Origin of the sequence: Variovorax sp. J31P179, assembly GCF_030316985.1 — a bacterium.
GTDB lineage: Bacteria > Pseudomonadota > Gammaproteobacteria > Burkholderiales > Burkholderiaceae_C > Variovorax > Variovorax ginsengisoli_B.
The window spans coordinates 228483-239486 of sequence record NZ_JASZYL010000004.1 but is presented as its reverse complement, the minus strand read 5'-3'; the positions used below and the strand labels follow the sequence as shown (position 1 = coordinate 239486).

General features: G+C 67.7%; 11 protein-coding genes. 7 read left to right on the top strand and 4 right to left on the bottom strand.

Annotation, left to right across the window (positions count from 1 at the left end; translation table 11 throughout):
• Positions 1–2: 2 nt before the first annotated feature.
• Positions 3–2786, top strand: coding sequence for a bifunctional [glutamate--ammonia ligase]-adenylyl-L-tyrosine phosphorylase/[glutamate--ammonia-ligase] adenylyltransferase (gene glnE / locus QTI17_RS12190; RefSeq protein WP_286533402.1), 2784 nt, complete (start codon positions 3–5; stop codon positions 2784–2786).
• Positions 2779–3786 (top strand): septal ring lytic transglycosylase RlpA family protein, encoded by a 1008-nt coding sequence (locus QTI17_RS12185; protein ID WP_286533401.1) that lies wholly within the window; start codon positions 2779–2781, stop codon positions 3784–3786. The genes glnE and QTI17_RS12185 overlap by 8 nt, the downstream gene beginning before the upstream one ends.
• A gap of 15 nt (positions 3787–3801) precedes the next feature.
• On the opposite strand, the gene QTI17_RS12180 is transcribed toward QTI17_RS12185, so the two are convergent.
• Positions 3802–4659 (bottom strand): ferritin family protein, encoded by an 858-nt coding sequence (locus tag QTI17_RS12180; protein WP_286533399.1) that lies wholly within the window; start codon positions 4657–4659, stop codon positions 3802–3804.
• Between the two features lie 128 nt (positions 4660–4787).
• Here QTI17_RS12180 and QTI17_RS12175 point away from each other — a divergent pair, with 128 nt between their 5' ends.
• Positions 4788–5411 carry a glutathione peroxidase gene (locus QTI17_RS12175; protein WP_286533398.1) on the top strand — a complete coding sequence of 208 codons (624 nt, stop codon included), beginning with the start codon at positions 4788–4790 and terminating at the stop codon, positions 5409–5411.
• A 369-nt stretch (positions 5412–5780) separates the two neighbouring features.
• On the opposite strand, the gene QTI17_RS12170 is transcribed toward QTI17_RS12175, so the two are convergent.
• The gene (locus tag QTI17_RS12170) at positions 5781–6392 is read right to left on the bottom strand and encodes a glutathione S-transferase N-terminal domain-containing protein (RefSeq protein WP_286533396.1); all 612 of its coding nucleotides are present in this window, start codon (positions 6390–6392) and stop codon (positions 5781–5783) included.
• A 122-nt stretch (positions 6393–6514) separates the two neighbouring features.
• On the opposite strand from QTI17_RS12170, the gene purB reads away from it, so the two are divergent.
• Both purB and QTI17_RS12160 read left to right on the top strand, forming a co-directional pair.
• Positions 6515–7894, top strand: a complete 1380-nt coding sequence (gene purB / locus QTI17_RS12165) for an adenylosuccinate lyase (RefSeq protein WP_286533395.1) — start codon at positions 6515–6517, stop codon at positions 7892–7894.
• A gap of 82 nt (positions 7895–7976) precedes the next feature.
• Complete coding sequence (locus tag QTI17_RS12160; protein WP_286533394.1) at positions 7977–8537, top strand: YaeQ family protein; 561 nt, start codon at positions 7977–7979, stop codon at positions 8535–8537.
• Positions 8538–8552: 15 nt separating this feature from the next.
• On the opposite strand, the gene QTI17_RS12155 is transcribed toward QTI17_RS12160, so the two are convergent.
• Both QTI17_RS12155 and QTI17_RS12150 read right to left on the bottom strand, forming a co-directional pair.
• Positions 8553–8852: a DUF2007 domain-containing protein gene (locus tag QTI17_RS12155; RefSeq protein WP_286533393.1), complete on the bottom strand. Its 300-nt coding sequence runs from the start codon at positions 8850–8852 to the stop codon at positions 8553–8555.
• A gap of 9 nt (positions 8853–8861) precedes the next feature.
• Positions 8862–9314, bottom strand: a complete 453-nt coding sequence (locus QTI17_RS12150) for a DUF3717 domain-containing protein (RefSeq protein WP_286533392.1) — start codon at positions 9312–9314, stop codon at positions 8862–8864.
• Positions 9315–9730: 416 nt separating this feature from the next.
• Between QTI17_RS12150 and QTI17_RS12145 the strand changes: the two genes are divergently transcribed.
• Together QTI17_RS12145 and QTI17_RS12140 are read left to right on the top strand one after the other, a co-directional pair.
• Positions 9731–10468 (top strand): TerC family protein, encoded by a 738-nt coding sequence (locus QTI17_RS12145; RefSeq protein WP_286533390.1) that lies wholly within the window; start codon positions 9731–9733, stop codon positions 10466–10468.
• Positions 10469–10524: 56 nt separating this feature from the next.
• Positions 10525–10989 carry a hypothetical protein gene (locus tag QTI17_RS12140; RefSeq protein WP_286533389.1) on the top strand — a complete coding sequence of 155 codons (465 nt, stop codon included), beginning with the start codon at positions 10525–10527 and terminating at the stop codon, positions 10987–10989.
• The last annotated feature ends 15 nt before the right edge of the window (positions 10990–11004 follow it).

Here is an 11004-nt window from a genome sequence, read left to right as displayed (position 1 = left end):
TTATGACCGCCAGCTCCCAGCCGGGTTCCACCGCCGCCGACAGCGCCACGCTTCGGCCGCCAGCATCATCCGATTCGCCGCCTTTGTCGGCATCGTCCCGCTTCATCCAGCGCTTGCGCCGGCGCTACGCTGCCGAGCTGTCGCTGCTGCCGCCAGGCGAGCCCACGCGGCCCCACATGGCCGAAGCGTACCGGGCCCTGCGCGAGCGCGGCGACAACGTCGCCGACGCCTTGCGCATCGTTCGCCAGCTGGTGATGGAACGCCTCATCACGCTCGACTGCGACCTGCAGGCGCCGCTGGCCGTGGTCACCACCGCGGTCACCCAGCTGGCCGAATTCGCGCTCGACGTCGCCTGCCGGGAGGCCTGCGCCGAGCTCGACGAAGCCCACGGCGCACCGCTCGCGGCCGACGGCCGGCGGTCCCAGCTCTGGGTGGTCGGCATGGGCAAGCTCGGCGCCCGCGAGCTCAACGTGTCGAGCGACATCGACCTGATATACCTCTACGACCACGACGGCGAGACCGCCGGCAACGCCGAGGGCCGCTCGAGGCTGGCCAATCAGGAATACTTCGCGCGGGCGGTCAAGCGGATCTACGCGCTGGTGGGCGACACCACCGAACACGGCTTCGTGTTCCGGGTCGACCTGGCCCTGCGGCCCAACGGCAATTCGGGGCCGAGCGTGGTCTCGCTCGACGCCCTCGAGGAGTATTTCCAGGTCCAGGGCCGCGAATGGGAGCGCTTCGCCTGGCTCAAGAGCCGGGTGGTCGCGCCCGCCGCGGTGGTGGCCGACGGCTCGGCCCAGGCGCTGCGCAGCGCGGTGTTGCCCTTCGTCTTCCGCCGCTACCTCGACTACAGCGTCTTCGATTCGCTGCGCACGCTGCACCGGCAGATTCGCGAACAGGCGGCACGCCGCAGCGCCGGCCGGCCCGAGCGCGCCAACGACGTCAAGCTGTCGCGCGGCGGCATCCGCGAGATCGAATTCACGGTGCAGTTGCTGCAGGTGGTGCGCGGCGGCCAGTTCCCCGAACTGCGGACCCGGCCGACGCTCGATGCGCTTCAACGGCTGGCACGCGCCGGGCTGATGCCGCAGGAAGCGGCCGACGCGCTGGCCTCGGCCTACGAGTTCCTGCGCCGGGTCGAGCACCGCATCCAGTACCTGGACGACCAGCAGACCCATGTGCTGCCGGTCAACGACGACGACCTGCACTGGATCGCGCTCACGCTCGGCTTCGCCGATTGCTGCGCCTTCCTGGCCCAGCTCGACACCCATCGCGAATTCGTGGCCCAGGAGTTCGACAAGCTGCTGGGCGGCAAGAAGCCCTGCAGCGGCTGCAAGGGCGGCGCTTCGGCCCCCGCCCCGCTCGACATGAGCGACCTGCTCGAATCGCTGCCGGCACCGTTCGCCGCGCGCGTCCGGGCCTGGAACGAGAACCCGCGGGTGCTGGCGCTGCGCGACGACACCCGGGCCCGCCTGCGCCAGCTGGTGCAGCGCACCGCCCTGTGGCTGCGCGAGCCCGACAGCAATGCCCAGGGCCAGATCAGCCGCCACGTCGATGCCGCGCTGCGCTGGGCCGACTGGATCGAGCCGCTGCTGCGCCGCGACAGCTACATCGCGCTGCTGGTCGAGCGGCCCGCGGTGCAAGAGCGCCTGCTGCGCCTGCTCGGCTCGGCCAAATGGCCCGCGAGCTACCTGCTGAAGCACCCCGGCGTGATCGACGAACTGGCCAGCAGCGCCATGCTGTCCGGGCGCTTCGTCGCCGCCGACTTCGAGCGCGAGCTCGAAGACCGCCACCGCTCGCTGACGCAGACCGGCGAGGCCGACGAGGAGCGGCTGCTGAACCTGCTGCGCCACGCCCACCACGCGGAGCTGTTCCGTACGCTGGCGCGCGACCTCGATGGCCGCATCACGGTCGAGCAGGTGGCCGACGACCTGAGCGCCCTGGCCGACGCGGTGCTGCGCGTGACCGCGCGCTGGTGCTGGCCCCAGGTGCGCAATCCGCACCGCGACCAGCCGCGCTTCGCGATCATCGGCTACGGCAAGCTCGGCGGCAAGGAGCTCGGCTACGGCAGCGACCTCGACATCGTCTTCGTCTACGACGACGAGGACGAGCGTGCCGGCGAAGTCTATGCCGCCTACGTCCGCAAGCTGATCAACTGGCTCACGGTCAAGACCCGCGAGGGCGACTTGTTCGAGATCGACACCGCGCTGCGCCCCAATGGCAATTCAGGCCTGCTGACCACCAGCTTCGATGCCTACGAGAAGTACCAGCTGGGCCGCGGCAGCAACACCGCCTGGACCTGGGAGCACCAGGCCATGACGCGGGCGCGCTGCGTGCTGGGCGAGCCGGCTCACGTCGAGCGTTTCGACCGCATCCGCGAAGCCGTGATCACGGCACCGCGCGACCGCGAGGCCCTCAAGGCCGAGATCGTCGCGATGCGCGCCAAGGTAAGCGCCGCGCGGCCGGTCAAGCCCGCTCTCTTCGACGTCAAGCACAGCGCCGGCGGCATGGTCGATGCCGAGTTCGCGGTGCAGTTCCTGGTGCTGTCCGAGGCCAAGGCGCATCCCGAGCTGGTGCCCAATGTCGGCAACATCGCGCTGCTCCAGCGTGCCGAAGCGGCCAAGCTGCTGCCCGCAGGCGTGGGCGAGGCCGCCGCCGCGGCCTACCGGGAACTGCGCCGGGTGCAGCACCGGGCCCGCCTCAACGAGGAGCCGACCCAGGTGCCGATGAGCACCCTGGTGGCCGAACGCGAGGCCATGCTGGCGCTCTGGAAGGCGGTCTTTGGCTAGCCAGCGGCACGCTTCAGCGTGGCTCGCGGCGGCGACGCTGGTGCTGCTCGCGGGCTGCGCCAGCGGGCCGCGCGGCGGCCGCGACGGTGCCGATGCCAATCCGCCTTCGGGCCTGGGCCAGGTCCCGGATGCCGAACCCCGGGTCGAACCGATCCGCGGCAGCGGCGGCACCAGCAAGCCCTACACGGTGCTCGGCCGCTCCTATGTGCCGATCACCGACGACCGGCCCTTCCGCGAAACCGGCCTTGCCTCGTGGTACGGGCGCAAGTTCCACGCCCAATCGACCGCCAGCGGCGAGCCGTACGACATGTACGCGATGACGGCGGCCCACAAGACCTTGCCGCTGCCGAGCTACGCAAGGGTGCGCAACCCGGCCAACGGCCGCGAAGTGATCGTCCGCGTGAACGACCGCGGCCCCTTCCGCGACGACCGGGTCATCGATCTGAGCTACACCGCGGCCCTCAAGCTCGACCTGCTGCGCGGCGTCGCGCCGGTGGAGATCGAGCGCCTCACCAACGAGGACATCCGTACCGGTGCCTGGCGCCGCGGCGATGCCCCGGTGCTGGCCCAGCAGGCCGCGCCGACCGCCGCCGTGGCCGCCGTGGCCGCCGCGGACGGTGTCGCGGTGCCCGCGGCGCTGACTGCACCCGTGGTCGCCACGTCGCGTTACGACGCCATGGAAGTCGCGGCGCTGCCGCCGATGACGCCGCTGGCCGCGGCACCCGCCCAGCCGGCCACGCCGGCGCCGCGTACGGCGGCCGCCGGGCCCGGTTTCTGGGTCCAGCTCGGCGCCTTCAGCCAGCGCGAAGGCGCCCAGCGTTTTCAGCAGCAGGTGGCACGCGAGATGCCGCCGCTGGCGAGCACCCTCAATGTGTTCAGCGAGAACGGTACGCACCGCCTGCAGTCAGGCCCCTATGCCTCGCGGGACACGGCCCGCGAGGCGGCCGAACAAGTCCGCAACGGCCTGCAGCTGGCGCCGGTGATCGTCGAGCGCCGCTGAGACCCTGTTCCGGGTTCAGGCGCCCTGGTATTCGGGCCTGGGGCCGAGGGTGGCCGCGAGCTCCTTGCGGTAGCGGTTCAGTTCCTGGACGGTCTTGAAGCTGCGGTTCATCAGCAGGCTCAGGTTGTGCAGGATCCGCTCGCCGACCTTGTTCTCCCAGACCGAATCGAACTTGATCTGCTTGTCGAGCCAGTGCTCGAGCCAGTCGGGATCGGGCACCCGGCTCTGGATCGTGTCGTTCGGGAACAGCGCCTTGTTGACGTGCAGGTTGGTCGGATGCAGCGCCTGCGCCGTGCGGCGGGCGCTGGCCATCAGCACGCCGACCTTGGTGAAGGCCGAACGGGCCTCGTCGCCGAACTTTTCCATGGCCCGCTTCATGTAGCGCAGGTAGGCGCCGCCGTGGCGCGCCTCGTCCTGGCTCAGCGTGGTGTAAATGTGCTTGATGACCGGCTCGGTGTGCCACTCGGCGGCACGGCGATACCAGTGGTTCAGGCGGATCTCGCCGCAGAAATGCAGCATCAGGGTCTCGAGCGGCGGCGCCGGATCGAAATCGAAGCGCACGTCGTGCAGTTCCTGCTCGGTCGGCGCATGCTGGGGGCTGAAGCGCTTGAGGTATTCCATCAGCACCAGCGAGTGCTTCTGCTCCTCGAAGAACCAGATCGACATGAAGGCCGAAAAGTCGCTGTCATGCCGGTTGTCGCGCAGGAACATCTCGGTGGCCGGCAGCGCCGCCCACTCGGTGATCGCGTTCATCTTGATGGTCTGCGCCTGCTCCTCGGTGAGCCGGCTTGCGTCGAAAGACTGCCAAGGAATATCCTTGTCCATGTCCCAGCGGACAGATTCGAGTTGTCTGAAGAGTTCCGGATAAAGCATCAATGTCTTTCTTAAGCCGACGGATTTTAGTCGGCAGGCTTATCGCGCCTGTGACAAGCGCGCGATGATGTAGGTCCGCGCGCCGCAAACTTGCCCATTCGCGCTGCTTTTCACTCGGGAACACCGCCATGCGAATACCCCTCGGTCTGTTAGTGCCATTTTTCCCAGCCATCGTGCTGGCTGCCGGTCTGCTGCCGACCGGCGCCGCCGCGCAGGGCGCCGCGGCCGGCTGTCCTGCGATCCTTCAGCACACTTTTCCGCGGCTCCAGGACGAAAAGCCGCAGGCCCTGTGCCAGTACGCGGGCAAGGTCGTGCTGGTGGTCAATACCGCGAGTTTTTGCGGCTTCACGCCCCAGTACAAGGGGCTGGAAGCCCTCGACAGCAAATACCGGTCGCGAGGGCTCGTCGTGCTGGGCTTCCCGTCGAACGATTTCGCCCAGGAGGCCGGCTCGAACAAGGAAATCGCCGACTTCTGCGAAAGCACCTTCGGCGTCAAATTTCCGATGTTCGCGAAATCATCGGTGCGAGGCGCTGATGCCAGCCCGCTCTTCAAGCAGTTGGCGCAGCTCTCCGGCACGACGCCGAAATGGAATTTCTACAAATACCTGATCGGCCGCGACGGCAAGGTGGTGGACGCCTACTCCAGCATGACGGCACCTGACGACCGCGCGTTCGTGCGGGAGATCGAAAAGCAGTTGGGCGCGGCGCCGCTGGCGTCGGTGACTTCACAACCGGCAACAACTTCCAACTAGTCACAAACGCTTACGTATCGCCAGGGAACCGGCTCGTCGGTCCACGCTCATACCGTTTCCGGGCACGAAAGTCCGGTCGGTTTTTATGTTGCGAGGTCTTCCGGGCGCTTGCCGCCAGGTTGAAATCCCGAGGCGATTCTTCTCCTCCTCCCTCCCTCCCTCCTTCGCGTCGGGGCGCCTCGTAACATCTTTATTGCTCGCCCCCAGGTTGTCCGGCACTGCGTGTCCGGACGCCCACCCCCTGCCGGGGGCAACACCAGCGGCCTGGCAAAGCCAGTTCCGCGGTGTTTCACCAACGGGCCTGGCTGCGCCGGCCTCGAGAAGCAAAAAGCCCCGCGTGCGGGGCTTTTTCATTGGGGCGCTGGGGGGTCAGGGCTTGGTGTCAGCGAAGCTGGGGCGCAGCATGAGCTTGTCGAACAGCTTGGCCAGGTTGGCGTGGTCGGCGCGCCAGTCGATCTCGGGGAAGCGGTAGTCGAGCCAGCCCAGGACGCAGCCGACGGCGATGTCGGACAGGCTCAGGTGGATGCCGCTGCAGAAGGGCTTGTCGGCCAGGCCCTTGGCCATGGCGGCGATGCCGTTGTTGATCTTGCCGCGCTGGCGGTCCATCCAGGCCTGGCTGCGCTCGCTGTCGGCGCGGTGCACCCAGGTGGCCTCCATGCGCAGCAGCAATCCGGCGTCCATCACGCCATCGGCCAGCGCCTCCCAGGTCTTGACCTCGGCGCGCTCGCGGCTTTGCTGCGGGATCAGCTTGCCGACCGGCGACAGGGTGTCGAGGTACTCGACGATCACCCGCGAATCGAACATCGCCTCGCTGCCGTCCATGATCAGGCAGGGCACCTTGCCGAGCGGGTTGGAACTGGAAATCGTGGTATCGGCAGACCAGACGTCTTCGATCACGAACTGGTAATCGAGCCGCTTCTCGGCCATGACCACGCGCACCTTGCGCACGTACGGGCTGGCAGCGGATCCGATCAGTTTCATGCAGGCACTCCCCCATCTGGGTCATCGTTGTAGCGCTTTGATTCTAGGGGAATGCGCGTCACGGAATGCTGGGCGAAGCCCGGCGAAATTGCTTCAGCCGTGCCGCAACCTAAAATTGGCCCATGAGTTTCTCCACCGTCTCCGCCCTTTCCCCCCTCGACGGCCGCTATGCGGCCAAGCTCTCGGCGCTGCGTCCGCTGATGAGCGAACAGGGCTACATGCACCGGCGCGTGCAGGTCGAGGTGGCCTGGTTCATCGCCCTCTCGGACTGCGGCTTCGCCGAATTCAAGCCCCTCACGGGCGGCGCCCGAAAGTACCTGCTCGGCCTGGTGTCCAACTTCTCGGAAGCCGACGCGGTCGCGATCAAGCAGATCGAAAAGACCACCAACCACGATGTGAAAGCGGTCGAGTACTGGATCAAGTCCAAGTTCGAGGCCCGCCCGGAACTGCTGGCCGCCTCCGAGTTCGTCCATTTCGCCTGCACCAGCGAGGACATCAACAACACCAGCCACGCGCTCCAGATCCAGGCCGCGCGCGAAAAGGTGATGCTGCCGGCCATCGACGGCCTGATCGCCACCCTGCGCGATATGGCCGGCAAGTTCGCCGGCGTGTCGATGCTGTCGCGCACCCACGGCCAGACCGCGAGCCCGACCACGGTCGGCAAGGAACTCGCGAACGTCGCGGTGCGCCTCGCCAAGGCACGCGCGCAGATCGCCGGCGTGCAGCTGCTGGGCAAGATGAACGGCGCGGTCGGCAACTACAACGCCCACATGGCCGCCTGGCCCGATTTCGACTGGGAAGCCTTCAGCCGCAAGGTGGTCGAGACGCCCGCGCCGCTCGGCCTGGGCCTGACTTTCCAGCCCTACAGCATCCAGATCGAGCCGCACGACTACATGGCCGAGCTGTTCGACGCCGTGGCGCGCGCCAACACCATCCTGGTCGACTTCTCGCGCGACATCTGGGGCTACGTCAGCCTGGGCTATTTCAAGCAGCGGCTGAAGCCGGGCGAGATCGGCTCCTCGACGATGCCGCACAAAGTCAACCCGATCGATTTCGAGAACGCCGAGGGCAACCTGGGACTGGCCAACGCGGTGCTGCGCCACCTGAGCGAGAAGCTGCCGATCAGCCGCTGGCAGCGCGACCTGACCGACAGCACGGTGCTGCGCAACATCGGCGTCGCCTTCGGCTACGCCACCCTGGCCTATGCCAGCCTGGCGACCGGGCTGGGCAAGCTCGAACTCAACGAGGAGGCGCTGGCCCAGGACCTCGACCGCTCGTGGGAAGTGCTGGCGGAGCCGATCCAGACCGTGATGCGCCGCTTCGGCGTGCAGGGCGCCTACGAGCAGCTCAAGGAAGTCACGCGCGGCAAGACGGTGACGGCCGAGGCGCTGCACGGGTTGATCCGCTCGCTCGAGATTCCGCAAGAAGAAAAGGACCGCTTGCTTGCCATGACCCCCGCGAGCTACATCGGCAAGGCCGCCGAACTGGCCCGGCGGGCATGAAGGCCCCCACGCTCGGCACTTCGTGTCCTCGCTGCCCCCCGAGGGGGCTGATTCGCCTTGGGGCGGCCCGGCGGCGAATCTGATGGCACTCAAGTCCACCATCTTCAAGGCCAGTCTCGCGGTCGCCGACATCGACCACAACTACTACGCCGACCACGCGCTGACCCTGGCGCGCCACCCCAGCGAGACCGACGAGCGGATGATGATCCGGCTGGTCGCGCTGGCGCTCAATGCCCACCAGCTGCAGGACGTCTGCAACGGCGACGGCACGCTGGCCTTCGGCGCCGGCCTGTCGAATCCCGACGAGCCCGATGTCTGGCTGCGCGATTTCACCGGCCAGGTGAAGCTCTGGATCGAGGTCGGCCAGCCCGAGGACAAGCCGGTCATCAAGGCCTGCGGCAAGGCCGATTCGGTGATCGTCTACTGCTTCAACCACGCGGCCGAGATCTGGTGGCGCGGCGTCGAGAACAAGCTGACCCGGCCGCAGAACCTGCAGGTGTTCCGGGTGCCGACGGCGGCTTCGCAGTCGCTGGCGGCGCTGGCGCAGCGCTCGATGCAGCTGCAGGCAACGATCCAGGAAGGCACGCTGATGCTGGGCGACGGCAGCCGCAGCATCGACATCGAGCCCGTGAGGCTGCGCTAGCAGGGCGCGCTCAGCCTAGGGCATCGGGGCGCCGCAGCGCCAGCACTGGTCGAAGCCGCCCTCGACCAGTTCGCCGCAGCGGCACTCCCAGCGGCGCTGCGGACGGTGCCTGAGCGCATGCAGCAGCCGCTCGGCGAGCTCGAACTGGGCGTCGTCCTCGATCCATATTTCCGGCAGGCACTGATCAGGCGGCAACTGCCCGGCGGCAGCGCCCAGATACTCGCGCTGCACCGAGGCGTCGACGCCATCGTCGCGCAGCATCTGCACCCACAGCGTGGCGAGCGCCAGGTTGGGGGCTTGGGCGAGGCGGCGCATGGCGTCTGTTCAGCCCGCGGGATCGGGCGGCGGCGCCTCGTCGGCCCGGACCTGGCTGGCCTCCCGGGCGCGCTCGGCGTACTTGTTGAAGCGCCAGGCGGTGTCCTGCATCGTGATGCGGCGCCAGGTCGAGCGCTTCTCGGCCGGTGTCATCGCGGGCCAGTGCTGGACCTCGTCGAAGCTGCGCCCGCAGCCCTTGCACTGGTCGTCGCCCTGGCTGGTGGAGCAGATCGCGATGCAGGGCGTGTCGGGCGTGGTCTGGTACCAGGCGAGCCAGGCGGCCCAGGCCTTGGCGGGAAAGCCGACCTCGTCGACCTCGTCCTCGTGGTGGAACACCATCAGCGCGTAGACCTCGGCCAGCGCGCGCAGTTCGGGCGCCAGCGTGATGCCGTCGGGCGAGGGTTTTCTCTCGCGCCAGTAGTTGATGGCGGCCTCGATGTCGGTGATGTGAATGGCGGCCATGGACAGACGAAAAAAAGCGAGCGCGAATCATAGTCCGGGCAATGGCCCGCACTCGTTGAAGGAATTGAATGCTATCAAATCAATAGCATCAACTTCCAAATTCACGGGGCATCCAGGCTCTTTCGCTTTAAGGACCCGGACGAGTCCGGTTGCAACACCCCGCCCTCGATGCTCTAATTCCGGCCACGAAGGGGAGTAGCTCCCACTTGCTCCCGAGGGAGTGGGTTCGCCAGGTCGTCAATACGAAGCAAAAAACTTCCGGCCTGTCGGGCAGCCGCGTGCTGTCATGCAAGACCTTCGATACAAGCCCTCGCGGTTTTGATCGAAGCGTTGCATTTCCCGGAACTCCGTTCTCTCAAGTCAACGCCTCCACCGATCCACGCGAGCGGAAGTGAAACGAAATCAGAGAGGACTTCATGGAGCAATTTCTAACCCCCGAATTCTGGGTCGCGGTCGGCCAGATCATCATGATCGACATCCTGCTGGGTGGCGACAACGCGGTCGTGATCGCACTGGCCTGCCGCAAACTGCCGCCGGCCCAGCGCACCAAGGGCATCCTGTGGGGCACCGCGGGCGCCATCGTGCTGCGCGTGGTCCTGATCTTCTTCGCGCTCACGCTGCTGGCGATTCCGTTCCTGAAGCTGGCCGGCGCCATCCTGCTCCTGTGGATCGGCGTCAAGCTGCTGGCGCCCGAGCATGACGACGCCCACGGCAACATCGCGGCCAGCGACAAGCTCTGGGCCGCGGTCAAGACCGTGATCGTGGCCGACCTCGTGATGAGCGTCGACAACGTGATCGCGATCGCTGGCGCCGCGCAGGGCGCCGGCGAAGGCCACCAGATGCCGCTGGTCGTCTTCGGCCTGCTCGTGAGCATCCCGATCATCGTCTGGGGCAGCCAGCTGGTCATCAAGCTGATGGACCGCTTCCCGCTGATCATCACCCTGGGCGGCATGCTGCTCGGCTGGATCGCCGGCACCATGGCGGTGTCCGATCCGTCGGTGGCCAATCCGGCGGCCTGGACCTGGGTGCCCAAGTTGCCGCAGAGCGACGTGGTGCGCTACGCGGCCGGCGTCATCGGTGCGCTGCTGGTGCTGGTGATCGGCAAGTGGGTGGCCTCGCGGCGCCCGAAGCCGGCCGAAACGGTCGCCGCCTGAAGCGATTTCTTCCGTCGATGTCTCTCCCACTCCAACCAACCCAAGAAGGAGCAACCATGGAAAAGGTCATTCTGTACGTGGACGACGCGGCCTACGCGCGCGAATTCCTCGCCCGGCCTCCCGCCGCGGCCGGCGGCGCCGAGGTGAGCGCATGGGTGCTCGTGGCGTGCGCCCCGCGCATGACCCGCCGCATCAGCAAATGGGTGAGCCACAGTGCCCGCGAGAACTGGCGTGCCAAGTGGTTCGCCAAGGTCCAGGAGCAGCTGCTGCCCGTGCTCACGCACGGCGGCGCGCCGGTGATGCCCGTGCTGGCCAAGGGGCCGCTCCCCGAGCTGACCCAGCGCCTGAAGCTGGAGCACGGCGCGGCGCGGGTGGTCGACGCCCGGCGGCCGAAGATCGGCGTCGACCTCGAGCCCGTGGCGCCCGATGTCGCGCCGGCCGGCCACTCGGGCTGGGCGCTGCCCGGCGCGATGGTGGGCATGGGCGCGCTGCTGGTGCTGGCCAACGAACTCTCCGAGTAGCCTGGACCGCCGCGC

Coding starts and splice junctions, on each gene's coding strand:
- QTI17_RS12140 (WP_286533389.1), top strand. CDS start 10,525: ATGGAAAAGGTCATTCTGTACGTGGACGACGCGGCCTACGCGCGCGAA.
- purB (WP_286533395.1), top strand. CDS start 6,515: ATGAGTTTCTCCACCGTCTCCGCCCTTTCCCCCCTCGACGGCCGCTAT.
- QTI17_RS12150 (WP_286533392.1), bottom strand. CDS start 9,314: ATGGCCGCCATTCACATCACCGACATCGAGGCCGCCATCAACTACTGG.
- QTI17_RS12155 (WP_286533393.1), bottom strand. CDS start 8,852: ATGCGCCGCCTCGCCCAAGCCCCCAACCTGGCGCTCGCCACGCTGTGG.
- QTI17_RS12175 (WP_286533398.1), top strand. CDS start 4,788: ATGCGAATACCCCTCGGTCTGTTAGTGCCATTTTTCCCAGCCATCGTG.
- QTI17_RS12170 (WP_286533396.1), bottom strand. CDS start 6,392: ATGAAACTGATCGGATCCGCTGCCAGCCCGTACGTGCGCAAGGTGCGC.
- QTI17_RS12145 (WP_286533390.1), top strand. CDS start 9,731: ATGGAGCAATTTCTAACCCCCGAATTCTGGGTCGCGGTCGGCCAGATC.
- QTI17_RS12160 (WP_286533394.1), top strand. CDS start 7,977: ATGGCACTCAAGTCCACCATCTTCAAGGCCAGTCTCGCGGTCGCCGAC.
- QTI17_RS12180 (WP_286533399.1), bottom strand. CDS start 4,659: ATGCTTTATCCGGAACTCTTCAGACAACTCGAATCTGTCCGCTGGGAC.
- glnE (WP_286533402.1), top strand. CDS start 3: ATGACCGCCAGCTCCCAGCCGGGTTCCACCGCCGCCGACAGCGCCACG.